This window comes from Corynebacterium sp. HMSC071F07 (genome assembly GCF_001810285.1).
In the GTDB taxonomy this organism is placed as follows: Bacteria; Actinomycetota; Actinomycetes; order Mycobacteriales; family Mycobacteriaceae; genus Corynebacterium; species Corynebacterium simulans.
The window spans coordinates 16608-39024 of record NZ_KV800675.1; the positions used below are offsets into that span (position 1 = coordinate 16608).

The 22417-nt window shown below is 58.7% G+C and carries 24 protein-coding genes; 10 read left to right on the forward strand and 14 right to left on the reverse strand.

Translation table 11 applies throughout. From position 1 onward, the window contains the following. The 3 genes from HMPREF2724_RS00245 to dapE form a co-directional block, all read right to left on the reverse strand. Positions 1 to 385, reverse strand: a 385-nt coding sequence (locus HMPREF2724_RS00245; RefSeq protein ID WP_168164857.1) for a dihydropteroate synthase, incomplete at its 3' end; no start/stop codon positions are given. Between the two features lie 28 nt (positions 386 to 413). Next, the gene (locus HMPREF2724_RS00250) at positions 414 to 1178 is read right to left on the reverse strand and encodes an LOG family protein (protein ID WP_061921769.1); all 765 of its coding nucleotides are present in this window, start codon (positions 1176 to 1178) and stop codon (positions 414 to 416) included. 5 nt (positions 1179 to 1183) lie between these two features. Beyond that, positions 1184 to 2284: a succinyl-diaminopimelate desuccinylase gene (dapE, locus tag HMPREF2724_RS00255; RefSeq protein WP_061921766.1), complete on the reverse strand. Its 1101-nt coding sequence runs from the start codon at positions 2282 to 2284 to the stop codon at positions 1184 to 1186. Between the two features lie 89 nt (positions 2285 to 2373). Here dapE and HMPREF2724_RS00260 point away from each other — a divergent pair, with 89 nt between their 5' ends. From HMPREF2724_RS00260 to HMPREF2724_RS00280, 5 genes are all read left to right on the forward strand, one after another. Next, positions 2374 to 3735 carry an amino acid permease gene (locus HMPREF2724_RS00260; RefSeq protein ID WP_061921763.1) on the forward strand — a complete coding sequence of 454 codons (1362 nt, stop codon included), beginning with the start codon at positions 2374 to 2376 and terminating at the stop codon, positions 3733 to 3735. An 82-nt stretch (positions 3736 to 3817) separates the two neighbouring features. Next, positions 3818 to 4795, forward strand: a complete 978-nt coding sequence (gene dapD / locus HMPREF2724_RS00265) for a 2,3,4,5-tetrahydropyridine-2,6-dicarboxylate N-succinyltransferase (RefSeq protein WP_061921760.1) — start codon at positions 3818 to 3820, stop codon at positions 4793 to 4795. 105 nt (positions 4796 to 4900) lie between these two features. Next, positions 4901 to 6247, forward strand: a complete 1347-nt coding sequence (locus HMPREF2724_RS00270) for an amino acid permease (RefSeq protein WP_235591033.1) — start codon at positions 4901 to 4903, stop codon at positions 6245 to 6247. 152 nt (positions 6248 to 6399) lie between these two features. Continuing rightward, positions 6400 to 6624 (forward strand): helix-turn-helix transcriptional regulator, encoded by a 225-nt coding sequence (locus tag HMPREF2724_RS00275; RefSeq protein WP_061921754.1) that lies wholly within the window; start codon positions 6400 to 6402, stop codon positions 6622 to 6624. Further along, complete coding sequence (locus HMPREF2724_RS00280) at positions 6617 to 7105, forward strand: hypothetical protein (RefSeq protein ID WP_061921751.1); 489 nt, start codon at positions 6617 to 6619, stop codon at positions 7103 to 7105. Before HMPREF2724_RS00275 ends, HMPREF2724_RS00280 begins: the two co-directional genes overlap by 8 nt. A gap of 147 nt (positions 7106 to 7252) precedes the next feature. On the opposite strand, the gene HMPREF2724_RS00285 is transcribed toward HMPREF2724_RS00280, so the two are convergent. The 9 genes from HMPREF2724_RS00285 to typA form a co-directional block, all read right to left on the reverse strand. Beyond that, a complete protein-coding gene (locus HMPREF2724_RS00285) occupies positions 7253 to 7756 on the reverse strand; it encodes a GtrA family protein (protein WP_061921891.1) in 504 nt (167 codons plus the stop codon). A 90-nt stretch (positions 7757 to 7846) separates the two neighbouring features. Beyond that, the gene (locus HMPREF2724_RS00290) at positions 7847 to 8674 is read right to left on the reverse strand and encodes a pseudouridine synthase (protein ID WP_061921748.1); all 828 of its coding nucleotides are present in this window, start codon (positions 8672 to 8674) and stop codon (positions 7847 to 7849) included. 3 nt (positions 8675 to 8677) lie between these two features. Then, positions 8678 to 9781, reverse strand: a complete 1104-nt coding sequence (dapC, locus tag HMPREF2724_RS00295; RefSeq protein WP_070586676.1) for a succinyldiaminopimelate transaminase — start codon at positions 9779 to 9781, stop codon at positions 8678 to 8680. A gap of 85 nt (positions 9782 to 9866) precedes the next feature. Beyond that, positions 9867 to 10190 carry a ferredoxin gene (gene fdxA / locus HMPREF2724_RS00300; protein ID WP_061921740.1) on the reverse strand — a complete coding sequence of 108 codons (324 nt, stop codon included), beginning with the start codon at positions 10188 to 10190 and terminating at the stop codon, positions 9867 to 9869. A 50-nt stretch (positions 10191 to 10240) separates the two neighbouring features. Continuing rightward, entirely contained in the window at positions 10241 to 10621 is a 381-nt protein-coding gene (locus HMPREF2724_RS00305; protein WP_061921737.1) for a hypothetical protein, read from the reverse strand. Further along, positions 10618 to 11487 (reverse strand): PIG-L family deacetylase, encoded by an 870-nt coding sequence (locus tag HMPREF2724_RS00310; RefSeq protein ID WP_061921734.1) that lies wholly within the window; start codon positions 11485 to 11487, stop codon positions 10618 to 10620. The genes HMPREF2724_RS00305 and HMPREF2724_RS00310 overlap by 4 nt, the downstream gene beginning before the upstream one ends. Beyond that, positions 11477 to 13000, reverse strand: coding sequence for an ABC transporter family substrate-binding protein (locus tag HMPREF2724_RS00315; protein ID WP_082778589.1), 1524 nt, complete (start codon positions 12998 to 13000; stop codon positions 11477 to 11479). Before HMPREF2724_RS00315 ends, HMPREF2724_RS00310 begins: the two co-directional genes overlap by 11 nt. Positions 13001 to 13222: 222 nt before the next feature. Next, positions 13223 to 14074, reverse strand: a complete 852-nt coding sequence (locus tag HMPREF2724_RS00320) for a type IV toxin-antitoxin system AbiEi family antitoxin domain-containing protein (protein ID WP_061921728.1) — start codon at positions 14072 to 14074, stop codon at positions 13223 to 13225. A gap of 193 nt (positions 14075 to 14267) precedes the next feature. Beyond that, positions 14268 to 16178 carry a translational GTPase TypA gene (typA, locus tag HMPREF2724_RS00325; protein WP_070456224.1) on the reverse strand — a complete coding sequence of 637 codons (1911 nt, stop codon included), beginning with the start codon at positions 16176 to 16178 and terminating at the stop codon, positions 14268 to 14270. 411 nt (positions 16179 to 16589) lie between these two features. On the opposite strand from typA, the gene HMPREF2724_RS00330 reads away from it, so the two are divergent. The 3 genes from HMPREF2724_RS00330 to HMPREF2724_RS00340 are packed head-to-tail and all read left to right on the forward strand — an operon-like array spanning position 16590 to position 18781. Further along, positions 16590 to 17270, forward strand: coding sequence for an Rv1157c family protein (locus HMPREF2724_RS00330; protein ID WP_070433469.1), 681 nt, complete (start codon positions 16590 to 16592; stop codon positions 17268 to 17270). After that, on the forward strand, positions 17270 to 17806 hold the full coding sequence (locus tag HMPREF2724_RS00335) for a ribonuclease FAU-1 family protein (RefSeq protein ID WP_070586678.1): 537 nt from the start codon (positions 17270 to 17272) through the stop codon (positions 17804 to 17806). Before HMPREF2724_RS00330 ends, HMPREF2724_RS00335 begins: the two co-directional genes overlap by 1 nt. 54 nt (positions 17807 to 17860) lie before the next feature. Further along, positions 17861 to 18781 carry a DUF808 domain-containing protein gene (locus HMPREF2724_RS00340; protein ID WP_070586680.1) on the forward strand — a complete coding sequence of 307 codons (921 nt, stop codon included), beginning with the start codon at positions 17861 to 17863 and terminating at the stop codon, positions 18779 to 18781. 35 nt (positions 18782 to 18816) lie between these two features. Here the strand turns inward: HMPREF2724_RS00340 and zupT are convergent, their stop codons facing one another. Then, positions 18817 to 19617, reverse strand: coding sequence for a zinc transporter ZupT (gene zupT / locus HMPREF2724_RS00345; protein WP_061921716.1), 801 nt, complete (start codon positions 19615 to 19617; stop codon positions 18817 to 18819). Between the two features lie 121 nt (positions 19618 to 19738). Here zupT and HMPREF2724_RS00350 point away from each other — a divergent pair, with 121 nt between their 5' ends. Both HMPREF2724_RS00350 and HMPREF2724_RS00355 read left to right on the forward strand, forming a co-directional pair. Then, positions 19739 to 20818, forward strand: coding sequence for a hypothetical protein (locus tag HMPREF2724_RS00350; protein ID WP_061921713.1), 1080 nt, complete (start codon positions 19739 to 19741; stop codon positions 20816 to 20818). A 32-nt stretch (positions 20819 to 20850) separates the two neighbouring features. After that, positions 20851 to 22269 (forward strand): hypothetical protein, encoded by a 1419-nt coding sequence (locus HMPREF2724_RS00355; RefSeq protein ID WP_070456227.1) that lies wholly within the window; start codon positions 20851 to 20853, stop codon positions 22267 to 22269. On the opposite strand, the gene HMPREF2724_RS13435 is transcribed toward HMPREF2724_RS00355, so the two are convergent. Further along, a partial coding sequence (locus tag HMPREF2724_RS13435; RefSeq protein ID WP_168164858.1) for a SelB domain-containing protein occupies positions 22266 to 22417 on the reverse strand: 152 nt, incomplete at its 5' end. The two genes, HMPREF2724_RS00355 and HMPREF2724_RS13435, sit on opposite strands and share 4 nt — an antisense overlap.

Sequence of the window (22417 nt, forward strand, 5' to 3'; positions counted from 1 at the left end):
GGGTGACGCCGCCCGTATGCGAGCAGACATAGCCGGCCTTATGTTCTCCGGCGACCTCGATGAGCTCAGGGTCCCAGCCCGCCCATGTGTCATTGATGAGCGTCGCCCCGGCTGCGATGGCGGCTTCAGCAACGCTTGCGCGCCATGTATCTACTGAGATGGTGACATCCGGGTAGCGCTCGTGCGCCGCGGCAATCGTGGGAACCACGCGCTCGATCTCTTCCTGCGCATCCACGGCTTCGCCAGGCCCTGCCTTCACGCCACCGATGTCGACGATGCTGGCACCCTGCTCGATCACCTCGGCACAGCGGCGAAGGGCCTCAGCTTCGGCGAAAGTTGCGCCCTTGTCATAGAACGAATCCGGCGTGCGATTGACAATTGCCATCACCTGCGCCAACTTGGCGCTACGCGGATTAGCGCTCATCACGAATCCGCTTATCGCTCATCACCTTGTGCGAGTTCACGATATGTGCGACCGCTTCGTCGACGTCATCAGTAAGCAGGAACAAGTCCATGTCTGATGCGCCGATAAGGCCGCGTGCTGCCATGGTGGACTTCATCCACTCCAGGAGGCCGGACCAGTACTCGGTGCCCATCAGAACGATTGGATAATTGGTGACCTTTCCGGTTTGCACCATGCAGGCCACCTCAAAGAACTCGTCCATGGTGCCCATGCCACCGGGCAGACAGATGAAAGCCTGGGAATACTTCAAGAACATCGTCTTGCGGGCAAAGAAGTAACGGAAGTTCAATCCCAGATCGACGTATTCGTTAAGTCCCTGTTCATGCGGAAGCTCGATGCCAAGGCCTACCGAAAGGCCTTTCTCCTCATAAGCACCACGATTCGCAGCCTCCATTAGTCCTGGGCCGCCACCGGTGATGACCGCGTACTGGGCATTGGTTAGCGCTTTGCCCACGCGAACGCCCAAGTCGTATTCCGGCGTGCCCTCTCCCAGACGTGCGGAGCCAAAGACGGTGACAGCCTTCGGCAGCTTTGCCAAAGCATCAAACCCTGAGACGAATTCCCCCTGGATGCGCAGAACCCGCCACGGGTCCGCGTGCTGCCATTCGTGGTCGGCCCCGGATTCCAGCAGGCGCTGGTCATAGGTTGAGGTCTGATCGCCCTCGGTGCGCAGCAATAATGGTCCGCGCAGGGTGCGATTACGTTCTGGCGACATTTTGGTTAGGCCTCCTTGGCGTTTGCGCCGCTTAAATACTCAATCAAAGCATCGGACACGGAAGTAATTTGCGCAATTGGAACCTGCTCGTCTTTCTTATGTGCAAACCCTGGATCACCCGGGCCAAAATTCACGGCCGGAGTGCCCATCTCGGAAAAACGAGCAACGTCAGTCCAGCCGTATTTCGCACGGAAGTTACCGCCGACGGCGTCGACAAGCGCGCGAGCGGCGGGCTGGCCCAGTCCTGGAAGGGCTGCGGAGGATTCGTCATCAACCTCAATGGTGATGTTTTCATGCTCTCCGATAACCTCGCGCATATGCGCCATGGCCTCGCGCAAGCTCCGGTCTGGCGCGAAGCGGAAGTTCACAAACATCCATGCCTCATCTGGAATGGTGTTGGTTGCTACTCCGGATTCCAGATGCACGATGTTGAGACCTTCCTTATAGGTACAACCATCAATGGTGACCTCGCGCGGAGTGTAGTTAGCTACATTGACCATGATCGGTGCCAGTTTATGAGCAGCATTAGACCCCAGCCAGGCACGCGCGGAATGAGCGCGGGTTCCGTGCGCCGTGATGCGGAGACGGATGGTGCCCTGGCAGCCGGCCTCGATCATGGCGCCGGAAGGCTCTCCCAAAAGAGCTAGATCGCCGTGCAGCCACTCGGGGTGATCCTTTTGCAGATGTCCCAGCCCATTAAATTCCGAGGAGACTTCCTCCCCCTCGTAAGCAATGACTGTTAAGTCATGGGCGAGGTCGGGGGCGTCGTAAAGCGCAGCAAAAGCGTGCAGGTACACGGCCATGCCAGACTTCATATCGACGGTGCCACAGCCCCACATGACATCGCCTTCCATGTGGTGGGGAACGTTATCCGCCAGCGGGACGGTATCGATGTGGCCAGCCAGAATCACGCGGGATTCGAGCCCGCGATTGGTGCGGGCACAGACGGTGTTTGCGTATCGCACCACTTCGATCTTGTCATTATCAAGGCCCCGTAGGGCTGCCTCTATTGCATCGGCGATCTCCTCCTCATGATGAGAGGGGCTCGGGATGTCTACGAGCGCTTTGGTCAATTCGATTGGGGAGGCAAAGAGATCTAAAGTCACAAAGCGCCATCGTAGCGACCTTGCACGATGGCTGCATTGTGTAATATACCTCTCAATACTTTGTTCTAAATCACAAAAGGTGCATTCATATGGCAGAAACCTCACAGCAGCTCAAGACACGCCACCTCACGATGATGGGGCTCGGGTCTGCGGTTGGCGCAGGCCTCTTTCTAGGCGTTGGCCTGGGAATCCAAATGTCCGGTACCTCGGTTCTGCTTTCCTATGCGGTCGCCGGCCTCTTGGTCGGCGCCATCATGTGGATGCTCGGCGAGATGGCAGCAGCCCGCCCCTCGCTAGGATCCTTTTCCACCTATGCCGGCCAAGCTTTTGGCAATTGGGCACGCTTTACCCTGGGCTGGTTGTTCTGGTTCATGCTAGTGATGGTGATGGGAGCCGAGATTACGGGCGCTGCCGCAATCATCGCCTCTTGGTTTAACATCGCGGCGTGGATTCCCGCCCTTATCGCAGTCTCCTTCTTCGCAGTGGTCAACTTTGCAGCTGTTCGTGGATTCGGCGAGTTCGAATTCTGGTTCGCCATCATCAAGGTGGCAGTCATCCTAGCCTTCCTGACAGTGGGCGTACTGATGCTGATTGGCGTGCTGCCAGGCTTCAACGGCGACCTCGCAAGCACCAACTTCACGGAGAACTTCCTTCCGAATGGCATGCCGGGCTTTGCTTCCGGATTGCTCGCCGTTGCATTCGCCTTCGGCGGTATTGAGATGGTAACCATCGCCGCCGCCGAGTCGGAGGATCCTGCACGCAACGTCGCGACCGCCGTGCGTGCGGTTATCTTCCGCATCATGGTCTTCTACATTGGCGCCATCGTGGTCATCACCATGGTTTTGCCATTTAAGTACATCCAAGATGCCGATGCAGCCGCCGATTCCCCATTCACCCTGGTGCTAGAGGCCGCGCAAATCCCATTCGCCGCGGGCTTTATGGAAGTCATCATCGCTTTGGCCCTGCTTTCTGCATTCAACGCGCAGATCTACTCCACCTCCCGCGTAATTTTCGACATGGCTAAGGACGGCTCGGCACCGGCTATCTTCAAGAAACAGAACCCATCGGGCTCCCCAGTCTTCGCCGTCATCTTGTCCATGCTTTTCGCATTCGGCTCCGTGCTGCTGCAGTTCTGGAATCCGCCAGGACTTCTGTCCTTCCTCTTCAATGCAGTCGGCGGCTGCCTACTGGTCATCTGGAGCTTCGTGGTCCTGTCCTACCTGAAGCTGCACCCGATCATGAAGAAGAACGGCGAGCTTTCCACCGTCGAGGTCATCGCCTACCCGGTTCTGCCATGGGCCACCCTGCTGGCGATTGCCGCATTGGTTGTTCTCATGCTCTTCGACCCATCCGCACGCAACCAGGTCCTTGCAGTGAGTGCGTTGACCGTCGTGCTCATCGTTGCGTCCCGCCTCACAAAACCTCGCCAAGTAAACAAGGTGTCGAAATAGCTGTGTATGCTCTAGCGGTGAAAGAAATGGCCTAGTTTTCGCTAGGCTCTACCCCGCATTTGTGAAGGTTTTTCTTAAAGCTATGACTTCTGCATCCGCACGCGGCCTTGCCACCCTTACCCACGATGGGACCGTTCTCGACGTGTGGTTCCCCGCCGTTCATATCGGCGATGACGCCCCGGTAACCGAGTCCGGCACCACTCGCCTGGAAGAGACCCCTCAGCAGTTCGCCGCCCTGGCGGGCCCGGATGAGGAGCGCGGCGTCGCCCGCGTGGCGGTTGAGACCTCCATTAAGGACTTGGATGATGCGCCGCTGGACGCATATGACGCATACCTGCGCCTACACCTGCTCTCGCACCGTGCCGTCAAGCCGCACGGTCTGAACATGGACGGCATCTTCGGACTTCTGGCCAACGTTGTGTGGACCAACTACGGCCCATGCGCTGTGGCTGACTTCCAGATGATCCGCGGCCGCCTGTCCTCCCGCGGCCCGGTCACCGTCTACTCCGTAGACAAGTTCCCACGCATGGTGGACTACGTTGTGCCAACCGGCGTGCGCATCGGCGATGCTGACCGCGTCCGCTTGGGCGCTCACCTGGCTGAGGGCACCACCGTCATGCACGAAGGCTTCGTCAACTTCAATGCTGGCACCTTGGGCGCCTCCATGGTCGAAGGCCGCATCTCTGCAGGAGTTGTTGTCGGTGACGGCTCCGATATCGGCGGCGGCGCCTCCATCATGGGCACGCTTTCCGGTGGCGGCAAGGAAGTCATCTCCATCGGTGAGCGCTGCCTGCTCGGCGCTAACTCCGGTATTGGCATCTCGCTTGGCAACGACGCCGTTGTCGAAGCCGGCCTCTACGTCACCGCCGGCACGAAGGTAAGCGTCTTCGGAAAGGTTGCCGAGGCACTGGGCGTGGAGGAAGGCTCCACCGTCAAGGGTTCCCAGCTCTCCGGCGCATCGGGCTGCCTGCTGCGCCGCAACTCCGTTTCCGGCGCCGTTGAGGCCACCGAGTGGAAGTCTGACGCAATCGCTCTCAACGAGGATCTGCACAAAAACTAAGGCTGCTGGGTCGTGGATTTAGTCATGGCTTAAGCTATTCGAGTGACCGATAGCAATAAATCCACGCAAAATCTTGGCAAAGGCCTCAAGGTCCGCCATCTGACCATGATGGGCCTGGGCTCCACCATCGGCGCCGGTCTCTTCCTCGGAACCGGCGTCGGCATCTCGGCTGCAGGCCCCGCCGTTCTCCTCGCCTATTGCATCGCAGGCTTATTAGCCATCTTGGTGATGCAGATGCTCGGCGAGATGGGTACCGTCATCCCCGCCTCCGGCTCCTTTTCCGAATATGCCGAACACGGCATCGGCCGCTGGGCAGGCTTTACACAAGGCTGGATTTATTGGCTAGCCACCGTGGCCGTGCTAGGCGCTGAGATCACCGGCGCCGCCGGCTTCATCGGTTCTTGGTTCGGTGTTTCCCCATGGATTCCCGCGGCTATCTGCGTGGCGTTCTTTGGGGTCGTGAACCTGCTGCGCGTTCGACTCTTCGGCGAGTTTGAGTACTGGTTCGCAGCCATCAAGGTCCTCGTCATCGTGGCCTTTTTGATTGTCGGCTTCCTGCTGATTTTTGGTCTTCTGCCTGGGCATGAAGCAATTGGCACCAGGGTCTTCTTGGATGACGGCTTCATGCCGAACGGCTTAGGCGGCGTCGCCTCTGGCCTGCTCGCCGTGGCATTCGCTTTCGGCGGCATTGAGGTCGTCGCCATCGCGGCGGCCGAGTCTGAAGATCCGGAAAAGTCCTTGGTCAACGCCGTTCGCACGACCATCCTGCGCATCTCGGTGTTCTACTTGGGCTCCGTTTTGGTAATTACTTTCCTGCTTCCCTACTCCTCGCTGGGTAACGCTGATACCGCGGCGCAATCGCCTTTCACTCAGGTTCTCGAACACGCAGGAATCAAGGGCGCCGCGGGATTCATGGAAGTCATCATCGTGTTGGCGCTGCTTTCCGCATTCAATGCTCAGATCTACGCTTCCTCCCGCATGATGCACTCGCTGGCTTCCCGCCACGAAGCACCGAAGATCTTCACGAAGACCAATGCACAGGGTGTTCCGACGTACGCGATTGCGCTTTCGGTCATTCTCTCGGTCATCATGGTCGTGCTCAACTATGCCGACACCGGCTGGTTGCTGTCCTTCATGCTTAATGCGGCCGGCGCCTCCCTGCTCATCGTGTGGGTCTTCATCGCGGTCAGCCAGCTGCGCCTGCGCCGCCAGCTTGAGGCCATCCACCCGCTGCCCATCCGCATGTGGGCTTTCCCGTACCTGACGTGGTTTGCATTGGCCGTCTTCGCAGCGATTGCGCTACTCATGCTGACTGACGCCTCCGCTCGCGTCCAGCTACTGTCCGCCGGTGCGATGTTCGTCGTCCTTGCAATTGCGGGCGTACTCAACGCCAAGGCGCGCGGCATTTCTCCTACTTCGACGCTGCCGCTGCCGGACGTCGCCAAGCGCTAGCAATTCGCCTCGAATAGTCCCCGGGCCAGCTGTTTCCTTCCAAACACTGACCCGGGGATTTGACGTTTTACAGCATCAACCTTGACACAGTGTCAACCATCCTTTACATTAAGAAATGTAAGCACGACCCAGAAACCTGAAAGCTTTACATCATGCCCGAACATTCCAATATGGTTCGCAAGTGGCGTCGATGGCTGGAAATGACCCAGGCAGACCTCGCCGCTGAGGTAGGCGTTTCCCGGCAGACCATCGCGAACATCGAAAAAGGTAACTACTCGCCTTCCGTGTACTTGGCACTAGACATCTGCAAGGTGCTTGGCAAGTCCGTGGAAGAAGTATTCAACACCGACCCAGAAAGCGTGAACGATAATGGCTAATAACAACGATGGCTTCTTTGCCAACCTGACCCTCAAAGAGATTTCGAACTACTCGCACGATGAGTTCGAAGCGGAAACCTACTTCAAGACCTATGCCATTGGCTACACCACCGCCTTGTTTACCGTCTACTGCGTCTCCGCGCTCTTAGCGTGGGTCCTACCGGGCCGACTTTCCTTGTGGAGCCTCTCGCCCATCGTCGCGCTCGCGATTGCAGAATTTGTCTCGGCGCACTGGATGAAAAAGCGTGTTCCGCGTCCGAACAAGATGCGTTCTTGGACAGGCATCATCTTGATGCTGGTCCCCACCATTGCGCTTTTCGCTGGACTCGCTACGAAACTCAGCATCGACAGCGATTTCGACAACGGTCTCGTAATCGGCGCATTCACAGGTATAGCTGCGGTACTCATCCTCGGTCCCATTTTCCTAAAGTGGCAAAATGGCCGCGACCAGCAGCGCTTGAACAGCCAGCTAGAGGACTAATCAAGAGGTTCCTCACCATCTGGCTTCCTAGTCCCCTAGTGTGACACTCCTCTTTTGGCCCTTTTGCTCGGCTCCCTTTGCCGGGTAAAAGGACCAAACAGCTCGTTTTCAGCGGCCGTCGAGAGAGCTTGAGCTGGGTTAGCCAGCTTAAGCCGGCTCGGTATGCTCGACCAAGACTGGGGCCGTCGGGCTAGAGCGGAAGGTCCACAGCTTATTAATGATGAAGTTAATCGGCATCGCAATCAAGATGGATCCCGCAGTAGCCCAGTAAAACTTGGTGCGTAAGCCGGTGGAATTATCGAAAATATCCGAAGGTAGACCGACCGGCGAATTCGGGTTCATGAACAATGTCAAAACCAAAAGGCTGACGACATACGCCCCCAGTCCCGCAACAAGAAACGCAACGTACCCCCGAAGCCAGGAGACCTTTTCCACCGATTTGAAAGTCCACATGCGATTGAGCTGGTAGTTCCAGGTATTCGCTACGAGGAAAGCGATGGTCTGAAACACGTGGTACCAACGAACATGGAACGCGGAACCGAAAAGATTCACAAAGGGGTCATCGGGCGTAATGCCACCGGTGGCTAGTGCAATTTTGACTGCGATGTATGACACCGCCAGGTTGACCACCGTGCCCGATCCGCCGACCATGCCAAACTTGATAAACTGGCCTATATTGGACGCAAAACGCCCAGCGGCAACTGATGAGCTCACGCGTTCCTCTTTCCGGTTAATCGATAACTAATTCAGGTTACCGCCCAATTGCCGCAAAGTGGAAAACTCGCGGCGTGTGCCGGATAACGGATCTGCAAACTCTAGGCGGTGCGCCACGAGTTGGAGAGGCGAGGAAAAGTCGTAGAGGTCGAGCCCGCGGTCTATCGGGTAGGTGTCGTCGCCTTGGATGGGAGCGCCTAAGTAGTTACAGACCACCCGCAGCTGGTGGGTATGCCCCGTGTGCGGGATGAGCGAGGCCGCGTAGCCGTGTGCCTCCACATGGGTCAACGTGGGCGTACCGCCGAGCGAGACTTGACGGCTACCTTTGACCTTGTGCATGGAAAGCTCAACCGTTCCGGAGTATTCCAGGCAGGCAGAAAGGCGCGCATAGTAGGTCTTGGTTACTTTGCGCTCAGCAAAAAGCCTCTGATACGTCCCACGCGTGCGAAGGTTGCGTGAGCACACCACTACCCCGGCAGTCAGGCGATCGAGGCGGTGCAGCGGCACAATGTCATCTTCACCGAAATCCATGCGCAGGCGTGTCTGTAGGGTCTCGCGCACCAATCGCCCATTGCTGGTCGTGGGTAAAAAGTGTGGCTTGTCCACGACGATGAGGTCGTGGTCTTCATAAAGCATCGTGTAATCGAAGGGAATCGGCCTCTCTTCGGGCACATCAGGGTGATACCAGGCAGGAACCGGACGTGAAAGCGCCATTCCCGCAGGCAGAAGCTGCCCCGGTGAAAACGGCGAATCGCCCGCCGCGGCCGCGAAGTACTCGGTGTCAGCGGGCACAACTGCCTGCAGGACTACTTTGCGCGGAGAAATCCCCTCGCGGGCTGGCGGGCGATAGGTCACGGGCTAGTTGTCAGCAGCAAGGCGGGCCACAGCCGCGTCGATACGCTCATCAGTGCCGTTCAAACCAATGCGCACAAACTTATCACCCGATGGGCCGTAAAAGTCACCCGGGGCAACCAAGATTCCGCGCTCGGCCAGCCAATCCACGGTAATGCGGCACTGCTCATCGCGGGTCGCCCACAGGTACATGCTGGCCTCAGAGTGTTCGATGCGGAAGCCGGCGCGAGTTAGTGCGCGCAGGAGCTTAGCGCGGCGGGCGGCATAGCGGCGCACCTGCAGCGTCTCAGAATCGTCGTCGTTTAGCGCTTCAACCATCGCAGCCTGAATCGGCCCTGGAACGATAAGGCCTGCGTGCTTGCGCAGCTCGAGAAGCTCCGCGATAAGCGCCTCATCGCCCGCGAAAAAGCCCGTGCGATAAGAGGCCAGGTTATGAGACTTCGTCAACGAGTGCATCGCGATAAGACCCGTGTTATCGCCGTCAGTCACGCGCGGATCCAAGATGGAAACCGGCTTCTTCTCGTCGTCCCATGCCAACGCCAAGTAGCACTCGTCAGAGGCCACAATGGCGTTGTTCTCACGTGCCCATGCCACCACAGCACGCATCTCTTCCACGGTCTTTACTCGGCCGGTCGGGTTCGACGGCGAGTTGATAAAGGCCAGTTCTGCATCGCCAAAGTCGCGAGGATCGTCCGCGCGCTCTGGGTGTGCGCCAGCAATCAGCGCGCCCACCTCGTAAGTCGGATAAGCCACGGAAGGGATGATGACGCGCTGGCCGCGCATGCCCAGCAGCGTCGGCAGCCAAGCGATAGACTCCTTCAAACCGATTACCGGTAGTACGCCGAAGGAGGAAGGTTGAGCGCCCGTACGGCGCGCAACATTACCGCGGATGGCTTCCTGTAGCTGCGCAGTGCCCGCCGTGGTGGGATAGCCGGAAGCCTCCGCGTTCGAAGCCATCGCCAGCTGCACGCCCGGAGCTACCGGATCGACCGGGTTGCCCACGGAAAGATCCACGATGCCATCTGGGTGCGACTGAGCCTTCTTCTTCGCCTCAGCAAGCGAGTTCCATGGAAAGTCCGGCAGGCTATTTCCAAGCGGTTGGCGAGCCATTCTTAGTTCAAGCTCCTTATTTACAAGGTAGGCAGTGGGAAAGTTAAAGCCCGGACCCAAATGCGTGAGGTCCGGGCAGCAGGAATTAATCCTGGTTCTGCGGAGGAAGGGCCGCAATCAGCGGAGCGTCGAAGTCCTGTGGACCAAGCGCTGCAGCTCCACCTGGGGAGCCAAGATCATCAAAGAACGCAGCGTTAGCGTCGTTGTAATCAATCCACTCATCCGGAACGTCATCCTCATAGAAGATTGCCTCAACCGGGCAAGCAGGCTCACAAGCGCCGCAGTCTACGCACTCGTCAGGATGGATGTACAGGGAGCGCTTGCCTTCGTAGATGCAATCGACGGGGCACTCTTCAACGCAAGCGCGGTCCATCACATCGACGCAAGGCTGCGCGATAGTGTAAGTCATGAGGTGCTAAAACTCCTGTTTTCACGGGTTTTGGGATGTCTAACAGTATGTCACTTTTGGGCAAAAAATGGGAAAATTCCGCCCCCGATTCCGGCGATTAACAGCAGGAGCGAAAGAATATTATTGGCCAGCCACATATCGCCAGTCACGACCGCACCCAGCACGAATGCGAAGTATCCCAGCAGCCAAGCCGCCAAAGGAACAAGCCCGATGTAGGAATTATCACTCCAGAGCCTTGCTGTGCGCGTGAGCACTGTATTAAACCACCAGGCTAGAACGATCGTGATAGGAAAAGCCACGCTTGTCCCACCCGGCAGCGGCAACCTGGCGGTGAGGTAGACAACTTCTAGGACCAGGGAGGTCAGCGCACCTAGGCACAGCCAGGCCAGGCCGGTTATCTGCTCGCCGCGTGAGTATTCATTCAAAATCACAGGCCCTCCAGCAGCGCTTCTGCAGGCTCGCCCTGCCCCAGCTGGTAGTGCTCGGCACGCAGCAACGGCATAACAAGGAGATTGGACAGGCCATATGCGCTTGGCGACGCCGCTGGGTCCCCAATGGCCGCCGCAGCCGCTACCGGGTTCGTCTGAGTCACTGTGGAGTCAGCCACCCAAATTTGCGTGGCATGGGCGACCATGGCGTGACGCTTGGCGGCTAGCGCGGCATCGTCAAGCCGGTATTCCACGTCAGCGCCCTCGTTGGTGAAATTGTCGAGGTAACTCCGGTCCGGCTTTCGCCAGCCCTCCGGTGCGCCGATGGTCTCAAGCGCGCTGTAGTGCGCGCCGCGTTCGAAGATTGCCCACCAGATGCGCTGGTCTGGTGCTGCGGCCGCGTGGACTGCCTGGTGCACGGCGATGTGGTCTGGGTGGCCATAGCCGCCGTCCGGCCCGTATGTCAGCACGATATGCGGGCGAAGCTGCACAAAGTGCTCGCGCAACAAATCTGCTGCCTCGTCAATGCGGCGCACCAAGGCACGCGGATTCTCGTGAGCCGGTGAGCCCTCCATGCCGGAATCGCGGAAGAAGCCAAAGCCGCCGAGTTGAATACCGTGGACGCCCAAGATATCGAGGGCGTCGGAAAGCTCACGTGCCCTAAAACCGCCTAGCTGGTCTGCATTGCACAAGCCTTGATAAGGCGTGCCAATGACCTCGCCTTCCTCGCCGAGCGTGGCCGTGATGACCGTGACCTCAGCGCCTCTTGCAGCCATGTCAGCTAGTGTTCCGCCGGTAAAAAGCACCTCGTCATCTGGGTGAGCATGTACGGCCACCACGCGGTAGCCGCGCAAATCATTACTTTTCATCTTTCCTCCACATCGGTGCCGTAATAAGCCCTGCATCCCAATCTTCGATGCGTTGACCGGGCCCAAGGATACCCCTGCCCAAAGCATGGATACGCACCTCGTCCATCAAAGGTACGTAGAGCACCTCATCGGAATTGAGTTTGCGGACCTTTTCCAAGGCCGCATCCGGAGTGATGCGTCCAGACAAGATATCGCCGCGCATGTCCTCTGCCTCCGCAGGGCAAAAGCCGGAGATATCGCTGGCGCGTACGTCGTCGTTTTCACACATATAGAGGCTGGCCAGACTCTCCGGAGACACGTTTGCATTCTCCCAGGCCACCACGGCGTCCACCTCTGCCTCCGGCAGCATCTCGCCCGCAATGGTTTGAGTGCGCTCAGAGACTACCTCTGCACTAATTGCTTGTGTTTCGAGGACGTCGACGATGGTGCTGGCAGCCGCCACAGCCTCCGGATGCGTGGGATCAGCTGCGATGCGCAGCGGCTTGCGGCCCGCGCGCTCGCGAAGTGGCGTCAGGTCCACTTCTTCGTTGACCGGGTTTTGGCCCGGACGCAACTCCGAGGCACGGCCCGCCGCCAGGCGAGCGACCTGGTCGGTCTCGATGAGCGAGGCTAAAGCGCGACGCTGGCTTTGCTCTGGCAACGCGCCTTCCCGGGCGGAAAAGTGCAGGCGCAGCTGGCGATTACGGGTCACGGTCCCGGCGTTGACGTTGCTCAGCAAACTGAGGCTCTCCAGCGAGGTTTGTTCCGGAGTAAAGTCCACGAATCCCACCTGGCCCGAGCGCAACATGTTGACCGCCTGACTGGTATCGCGGACGGTACGCAGCTGGACGACGTCGACAAGCGCAGGCCCCGCGCCCCAGAAGCGGTCGTTGCGATTCAGGGTAATAACTCCCCTGCCTCGATCGACGGCCTCGACGGCATAGCGCCCAGCGGATGCGGGGATGCCGTCGGCAAGAGCTGCCGTAAACTCGGTGTCCTGCAGCAGGTGCGAAGGAAGAAGGTGCGCGAAAAGTCGGTGCCAATCGGACACGCGCTGCTTGAAATCCACCACCACAACGCGCCCTGCCGAGGACGTGCTGATGTCCTCGATGGCGAAGTAGCCCGCTGGGTCCACCACTCCGGGGTTGGAGGTCATTTGGGTCCACAGGTAGTGAAAGTCACTGCCGCTAATCGGAGTGCCATCGGACCATTGCGCCGGCGAGGCAATCTTGTACACCACGCGCTGGGCAACACCTTTCGGCGGCTCTACCTCCTCCGCGCTGGCCAGCACATCGGAATCCATGTGTTCGCCGTGGAAAGCAGAAGGAAGGACGAGCTCTGCAATCTGGCTGACCAGCTCGCTATTGTTGGCTACCAGATGCGGATTGAGTCCGCCGCGGAGCGGGTCGACGCCGATGGCGACGGTCTCGCGCTCGACGCCGTCCTCTTTTTCCTTCTCGGGCGTCGGTGTTTCGGTCTGGGTGCTCTCGGCAGCCGGCTTGTCCTCGATGGGCGGCGGGCCTGGATTGGCCATGCACGAGGTGAGCACGCAAAGTGATGAGGCAACCACTGCCGCGCCAAGCTTTCGCACTTTGATACCGCCCTTCTACCTAGATCTGAAACCACTTTAGTCGGAGGGCCGGCATTGCTTGGAATCTGACGCTGTGTTTACGGCGCTCTCCAGCTGCATTCGAACCATCGAGTAGCTCTCTTGGGTGCCTTTTGGCGCCCTTCGATGGTTCGAATGCAGGTTGTTTTAATACATGAAGAAATGTGGATTGAGAAGCCGCAAGACCGCCAGGTGCCACGTACCAGTTTGCTGATGAGGAGCACTGCCAAAATCCGGTTGGTCCGCAGTACGAACTTGCTCGATGATGGCTGGGAGATGATGCGCCACGCAATGCCCCGTGTAGCGCAAGGTGCGCCACCCGCGAAGCACGGCGTCATTGTTCTTCCAGTGATCCTTTATCCAGGTATCCAGTGCTGAGTGAAATTTCCGACCATTAATTTCGATGGCAATTCGCTTGTCCTTTAATACGATGTCCCATGTATAAACACCGATGAAGTAATTGCACTCAACGTCCATTCCCGCATCTTGTAATCCGCGGGCCACCTTAATTTCCGCCGAAGAATCGGTGAATAGGACTGCTTCTGACAACGCTTCCTGCGTTCTCGAGTCTAGGCGAGCAAGCTTTCTTCTATCTTCTTCAAGCCGCGTTCTGCTACGTCGTCCTCGGTAGACCGCTTCGAGCATTTCTACTGCTTGAGTGCGCTCTGCAAAAGCCGCGGCCGCGAGCGGATTGTGTACTTTAAGACCTTCATATTCAAAGTGGTCTCTGACTTGGCTGCGTTTATAGGTAAACAGTGCACCGCTTCGCATCTTGTGTGGGCCTGCCACGATGACTGGAAAACTAAGGTCTTGTTCACTCAGCAATTGAGCTGCTGTATTCCCCGTTGCGCAACATCCGTGCTTGGCTGTTAGCAACGTGAGGACATCCCGCGGGTTCGGTTTACCCCACACATAAATCCCGCGAGCAATTTTTGTTATTTCCCCCGAGCGCACGCGGGCAGCTATTTTCGATCGACTAAGCCCCGATACTGGTTGCATGCTTGCCCCTCCCCCTTGCATTGGCATCATCCAGTTTCGATGCTCAAGCTAGCACGAGAGAAAGCAACCTGCATTCGAACCATCGAGTGGCTCTTTTGGGCGCCTTTTGGCGCCCTTCGATGGGTCGAATGCAGGTTTTCTGGCAAAAGAAAAAGCGTGACCCCAAAACGGCCGCGCTTTAATCTCCTAAGCGTTACTTGTTGAGCTGCTTCGCACGGGAAGCTGCACGCTTACGGTCGGTAGCGGAAAGCTCGACCTTACGCACTCGCATGACGTTCGGAGCAACCTCGACGCACTCGTCGTTGCCACAGAACTCAAGCGCCTCGTCCAGGGAAAGGGTACGCGCCTTTGCCAGGGTGACGGTTGCGTCTGCGGTGGCAGAACGCATGTTGGTCAGCTTCTTTTCCTTGGTGATGTTGATGTCCATATCCTCATCACGGTTGTTAGCGCCAACGACCATGCCCTCGTAAGCCTCCATGCCTGGCTCGACGAAGAACTCGCCGCGGTCAGCCAGCTGCTGCAGTGCGTATGCGGTGATCTGGCCGGAGCGGTCAGCAACCAGGGAGCCGGTCGGACGGGACTTGATCTCGCCTGCCCAGCTATCCAGGCCATCGGCGATGGAGTTAGCGATACCTGCACCGCGGGTCTCGGTCAGGAACTGGGTGCGGAAGCCGATGAGGCCACGCGCCGGAACGCGGAAGATCATGCGTACCCAGTCACCCTCGCGAACGTCCATGGACTGCATCTGGCCCTTGCGGGTAGCCAGCAGCTGGGTAACGGCGCCCTGGTACTCGGAAGGAGTATCGATGGTGAGCATCTCGTATGGCTCCATGGTCTTGCCATCGACAACCTGGGTAACAACCTGTGGCTTACCCACGGTCATCTCGAAGCCCTCTCGGCGCATGTTCTCAATCAGAACGGACAGCGCCATCTCGCCGCGGCCCTGTACCTCCCAAGCGTCAGGACGCTCGGTCGGCAGAACCTTCAGGGACACGTTACCGATAAGCTCCTGGTCCAAACGAGCCTTGACCATACGTGCGGTCAGCTTGTCGCCACCGCCCTGGCCAGCCATTGGGGAGGTGTTAACGCCGATGGTCATAGAGATTGCCGGCTCATCAACGTGAATCTGCGGCAGAGCAACCGGGTTTTCAACGTCAGCGATAGTATCGCCAATCATGATCTCTGGGATACCGGAGATGGCGACGATGTCGCCGGCAATAGCCTCGGTCTCTGGCTGGCGCTCGAAGCCGACGGTACGCAGCAGCTCGGCAACCTTAACGTTCTTGACAACCTCGTTGCCGTCCTCATCCCAGGAGATCCAGGCAACCTGCTGGCCCTTCTTGATCTTACCGGAGTAGATACGCAGCAAAGCGATACGGCCGAGGAAGTCAGAGGAGTCAAGGTTGGCCACGTGCGCCTGCAACGGGCCGTCGACGGAAGCGGATGGCTCCGGCAGAACCTCGTAGATGACGTCGAAGAGCGCCTGCAGGTCCTCAGCCGCAGGAACGTTGCCGTCGCCTGGGTTCTCGGTGGAAGCCTTGCCCTCACGGCCAGAAGCGTAGAGTACCGGCAGATCCAACAGTGTTTCTGCAGCAGCAGCTGCTTCCTCATCCTCTAGGCCGGAGGCGATTTCCAGCAGGAGGTCGTGGGACTCGTTGACGACCTCGTCGATACGAGCGTCTGGGCGGTCGGTCTTGTTAACGCAGATGATGACCGGCAGCTTGGCTTCCAGGGCCTTGGTCAGAACGAAGCGGGTCTGTGGCAGCGGGCCTTCGGAGGCGTCGACTAGCAGCACGACGCCGTCAACCATGGAGATACCGCGCTCGACCTCGCCACCGAAGTCGGCGTGGCCCGGGGTGTCGATGACGTTGATGATAAGGTCGCCGCCGTCCTTGCCCAGGCCCTTGCGGTGAATAGCGGTATTCTTCGCCAGAATGGTAATGCCGCGCTCGCGCTCCTGGTCATTGGAGTCCATGACGCGGTCCGTGTGCTCGCCGTGGTCACCGAAGGCACCGGACTGCTCCAGCATGCCGTTGACGAGGGTGGTCTTACCGTGGTCAACGTGGGCGACGATGGCGACGTTACGGAACTCGGTATTAGTCACTGGTGGGGTGCTCCTTAAAGCAAAGTTGGAACGCTTAAGCGCAAGATTTTGAACGGGGTCTAAATATACTCTGCAACTTTGCAATTTGCAGCATTGGAACACCCCTCTGAAGCGGGAAATCGCAGGAGCCAGCGTTTTGTAACAAATCTATAACCCCGGACGAAAGACGGGTTGAGACACACTTTCGCTTCAGAAACTGGCTTGACCGTAAGAAACTTGACCGCAAGAAAAAGGTGAATATTGTTACCAGAGATACTATTGTGACCAATGTGCCGAATGTTATTGTCAAGCATCTCGCACCCATTTCCGTCTCCTGCACCCAATTCAAGGAATCTGATAATCGTGAGCACCTCGAGCACCGCACCTAGCTCCGAGCACAACAACGGACGCCGCCTCCGCGCGAGCTCCGGCATGATTGCTGCCGCTACCGCGGCGCTCATCGGTCTAGCTACTCCCCTTATCGCACCGGCCCAGGCAGACGCCCCGGACCTGGCCGCCCTGGAAGCACAGGCAATGTCGCACTCCCCGCTGGATTCGCTGGGACGTCCCAATGAGGCAACCCAGAATCGTATCCGCGAATTCGCCGCACAGCTATGGATTCCCAACGACATTCGCAGCGCCATCCTCTCCGGACTTGCTTTCAGCATGGGCCAGGGAGGCGATCCAGGCGTGAAATTGCCTGAGGGCCAAAGCCCAGCATTCCGCCAGTTCTACTGGCCTACCGTCTCCGCAAAATGCATCGGGGGCCAGGGCGATTCCATGGGTTCTGCCATCGCCGTCCCGGGCCCTACCAAGATGCCAGCACCGGGTGCAGGTCCAGGAGAGGCAGTCTTCCTCTTCACGGCACTAGGCACTTCCCCTGCAGCTAAGGAGCAGGGCAACATGAAGGTCCAGTGGTTCAACCTGGACACCTTCCAGTCCGGCGTTACCCCGCTTTTCAACAACGGCATCAACGCCGACGGCCCCACCACCGTCTCAGGCCGCGCCACCACGGGCAAGGGCACCGTCGTGGCCATCTTGTCCGGTTCCGTCAACACCCAAGATTCCGCGTGCGCATTCCCGCCAACTGCCGCCTTCCTTGAGGTCAATTAATGAGCGTCGATCTGCACCCTGTCAAGCAAGAAACCTTTAATACAGCGGAAAACATCAACGTCGATCCAAAGGGTTTCTTACGCGAGGTAGACACCTACAAAGAAACCGAATTCGGTCTTTACATGGCCCGCGGTGCTAATCATCCGCGCTTTGGCTACCTCGAATCTTGGTTGCTGCCTAAACTGGGCCTGCGCGCGAATATCTTCCACTTCCGGGAAGGGGTCGAGGCACACCAGGACTTCTACTTCGATATCGCTGACATCGATAACAAGGATGGAGTCTGGACTACCCGTGACCTTTACGTCGATCTGGTCTCGAACACGGGCGAGCCAATCGACGTTCTCGACATCGACGAGTTGGCCGCAGCCCCCTCCGCGGGTTTTATCTCGGCAGAAGAGGCAGAGCGCGCTATGGACCGTACCCTCGTCGCGGTTGAAGGCATTACCCGATACGGCGACGATTCCATGGCTTGGCTGCGCGCCCTCGGCATCGAGCTTTCTTGGGCAGACTCTGTCACCCTGACGCCTGCGGAGTAGTTGCGTAAGATATTTAGGGTTATTTGTCCCTATCATATTAAGGATGCTTTCCCCATGGCCGGTGGACTTTTTGCATTGCTTGACGACGTCGCGGTAATCGCTCGCGCGGCAGCCTCCAGCGCCGACGACGTCGCTGCCCTAGCTGGCAAGACCTCGGTAAAGGCGGCGGGCGTCGTGGTTGACGATGCCGCCGTTACGCCACAGTACGTCTCCGGCGTTACCCCAGCCCGCGAGCTGCCTATCATTTGGCGCATCACCAAAGGCTCGCTCATCAACAAGATCGTCATCATCTTGCCGATCGCGCTGCTGTTGTCTTGGATTGCGCCGTGGGCGCTGACCCCCATTCTCATGTGCGGCGGTACTTATCTGTGCTTTGAGGGCGCAGAAAAGATCTTCCACTACTTCGCAGCACATGGCGCAGAAGAAGAAAAAGAAGCACAGACGGATACAAAGGATCCAGACGCCGAAGACAAGTTGGTTAAGTCTGCCGTTACCACGGACCTTATCTTGTCCGCTGAGATCATGGTGATCTCGCTCAACGAGGTCATTGACCAAAGCTTCTGGATGCGCCTAGGCGCGCTGCTCATCGTCGCCTTCGCTATCACTTTGGCGGTCTATGGCGCTGTCGGCGTGCTGATCAAGATGGACGACCTTGGCATTAAGCTGCTGGAGCGCAACGAAGGAAAGTCCGCCGTCGGCAACGCCTTGGTCAAGGGCATGCCGGTAGTTCTGGACATCATCTCCGTCATCGGCACGGCGGCAATGCTGTGGGTAGGTGGACACATCGTTATCAAGGGTCTGCACGAGTTCGGCATCAACCAGCCGCACGGTTTTATCCATCACCTGACCGACCCCATCTCCAACGGCGCGCTGGCCTGGACCGTAGATACCGTCTGTTCCATGGCCTTCGGCCTTGTCCTGGGCGCCATCGTCTTGGGCATCGTCACAGGCGTCAAGAAGGCTCTCGGTAAGTAGTCGAGAACCCCTTAAGGTTTTTCTCGGCTACTCGATTACAGAAACATAAGCAGCGACAGCGCCATCACTGCCATTCCGGCAATCAGCCCGTAGATGGCGTGGTGGTGTTCACCAGTTTCCTCTGCGGTGGGCAAAAGCTCATCAAGCGAGATGAAGACCATAATGCCGGCGATGGCTGCAAAGCTAAAGCCCATCGTGGCAGGCCCCATCAGCGGCAGCAGGAGAACGAAGCCCACCGCTGCCCCGACTGGCTCAGCGAGCCCCGAAACCGTAGTCCACCAGAAGGCTTTGGCTCTCGAGCCCGTGGCTTCCCGTAGTGGCACCGCGACGGCGATGCCTTCCGGTATATTGTGAATCGCAATCGCCACGGCTACCGGAATCGCGATACGTGGGTCTTCCAAGCCGGCGAGGAAGGTGGCAAAACCTTCCGGAAAATTATGAAAGGCCAAGGCACAGGCCGTAAACACGCCCGTCTTCATCAGCCGCTTGCGGCGTGCTTCTTCTTCCGTGGTGGCAGGCTCGTGCGGATTAATCTCTTCCGGAACGATCCGGTCAATAACCGCAATTATCGCGATGCCGGCGAAAAACGCGAGCACCACCGCCCAGGTTCCTGTCTTCTTTCCGCCAAAGGCCTCAGTCAATTGCTCGAGGCCCGTCGGCAGGATCTCCATGAAAGAGACATAAAGCATGACGCCAGCTGAAAGGCCTAACGCGGCAGCCATAAAAGCCGAACCAGCATGGCGTTTACTGACGGCGATGCCGGCGCCGATGGACGTCGATAAGCCGGCCAAGAGCGTAAGACCGAAAGCCACCGCCAAGGAAGACGCTGTATACATAACTTAAGACTCTAGAACATTAGCGCGTCCCAGCCCCCACTCCGTGGTGCGTAGGCTTTAAATGCGTAGGCTAGAAGCCTATAAACCTTTAAAGATTTGGAGGCCCTCGTTGGACGTGAGCATGTACCCACTAGCTAAAAGCTACTTCGGCGTCACTCACGTCGCAGTTCTCGAGCATGTAGTCCACTCGGTAGCGCTCAGCCTCCCGCTTTTGCACAAAGGGCCGCTTGCGCTGGCGGTCACGCTCGAGCCCGAGGCTTTCAGCGGCGGCTGGCGTGTGCGCAGTGAGTTTGGCATCTTAGGCTATCTCGACGCCGCGGAAACCGCGGAGTTTCCTGCCCTGCAGCGCGTGCGTGCATCAGGGTTTAGAGTCGCAACTGACGCTACGGTCGAGCTCGTGCCTGAGGACGCGACTATCGACGTCGCGGTTAACCTCGGTCTTGCCCCGTGGATGGTGCCTGTCAATGAGCAACCCGCAGGCTCCGTACTATTGCAGGGCGGCCTCGGCCTCCTCATCGATACCGCAAACGGGCAGCTCAATGAATCTCAACTTTCGCGCTTAAATACCCAGCAGATCTTCGTCTCGCTGCATCTGGTTGAAAGCGATATTGTCGCCGCTACCCCAGGCTCCGTCCTGGGCCGCGTGTGCACCACACAACAACAGCCACACCTCGGTGCGATCCTGGAACGAGGCGCTGCACAAGGTGCCGCTATTGCTGCCCGTGCTTACTGCGCCGACGGCCGCATCGCTGTCGACGTGCCCGAGGTGGGTGCCACCGAGTTCTTCTCCCCCGCCGTCCCCGCCCTGCGCGTGCCGCCCGAAGCACCCGCCATCCCTCCTGCCGTCGAGCCCGTGGCCACGCAGGCTTGGGAGACCGGCCTCGAGGCCGCAGACTTCCATGCCGACCTGCCGCGCGGAGCCAAGAAAATCGCGCGCCTGGTGACTCTAGCGGCACAGCCTGCCCCGGAAGCAGTAGTAAAACCGGAACCAGCGGACAAACCTGAACCGCTGGCAGAGCCTGCACCGCATAGCGAGCTCGCAAGCCTCGTCAACCACGTCCCAGGCCAACAAGCGTTAGCATGGCGGCAGCTTCCCATCGCTGCAGCGCCGGGTCGCTTCTCCTCGGAGTCAGCGCGTGTGCGCGCACGACGCTCTGAACGTGCGGCCTCCCGGCAGCGGGGCGGGCACCACCGCAAGTAGACTTGCAGCTTTCCCACCGAAAGGACTTAACAATGCTTTCCCACAACCGGCGCTTGCTGCGCATCGGCGCGACCGTGCTGGCTGGCAGCCTCTTTTTGGCTGCCTGCGGCGAGGGCGAGTCCGCCAACCCGCGCATCATCCAAGGCTTGCACCAGAAAAAGCCGAAAGAGCCGATTGCCCGCCCGATGTCGGAGATGGTCCCAGCAGAGGTCGCCGCAGGACTCGGCAGCGAAAAGTACGGACTGCCCACCGCCCACGGCGCATCCATCGCATCGGGAGCGATGGAGCAATGCCGGGATTTCAAAGGCGATACCTTCCAAGCTGTTGCCGAGGCCAAGACTTTGGAGGACCACGAAATCGAGGTGGACTACGGCCTCGACGATGCCGACATGAAGTCCTGGGATGGCATGTGCGCACCCATCAAATTCGAAGGCGCCAATGCCTTTGCCACCGTGGCGACAGTGCCGTATAAGCAGGACAAGAACGAAGTCACGGGCCCGATGCTCTACATCTTCAACGGCGGTAACGGCGCTCCCCTGGTCACCCAACCTTTCGAGCTGCCGCACGAATTTGCCGGGAAGAAGATGAGTGATTTCGCCATCACCCAGGTGGGCGAAAAGCTGGTCTTTTCCCTAAACGATGTGCCGGAGGACAAAGCCCCACAAATCTTCACGCTCTCGCTTGCTGATGCCACCTCAAAGACCGTCAATCAGCCAGAGCCGCCGGCGAATACCTCGCAGCGCCGCCTAGAGGAATTCCGCATTCAGGATTCCTATGTTTATATCGCCGAACGCAACAGCGAGGCCGGATATCAGCTCGTTGCTGTCGATGCCCTAAGCGGCGAGGAAACCGTCTTGGTGGATGCGGGTTCCCCGGGCTTCAACGACGGCGAGCTGCCGCCCGAGGCCAAGGGCTATACCTTGCTGCACAACAACGACTTCCTAGTGGGACTCTCCGACAACGCAGCGCGCCCAACCTTTGTCTACGACAAGCAGCAAGGCCCGCGCATGCTTGGCGATGCCTTCCCGCTCGACGACCCTGAGGATCCCGCCCACGTCTCCAGTCCTACGGGCACCATCGTGCGCAATCATCTGACGCTGCTGGATAAAGATGCCGGCATCAAGGTCATCGATCTGGCTAGCGGCGAGCAGGTGAGGGAAGTCTCCAACGAGAAGATGACCGAACCTTTCGAGACCGAGGACTACAAGGAGAAGGGTATTTCTGCCATCTCCGACGGCCAGTCGCTCTACTTGTCTACCGGCAAGACCGAGGAATCCACCGAGCGCTACAAGCTCAACCTGGAGACCTTGGAGGTCGAGGAAAAGAACCCGAAGGCCGTGCCGCTCTTCGATACCCAGAACCTCTTCTTTGCTGGCTCCACCCTATTCGCCAACTTCGGCGAGGCCGGCGAGACCATCCCGGCCACAGGCGTTTACGCCTACTACGACTAAGCAAGCTCGCGCAGGCTGCCATCGAGGCGCCGGGTAATCCCCTTCGCATCCAGTTGCTCTAGCAGCGGGATGGCAACCCGGCGCGTGGTGCAAAGCGCCTGACGCGCCTGCGAGGTGCTAAAGGGCTGCTCGATTCCTTGCAGGCGGG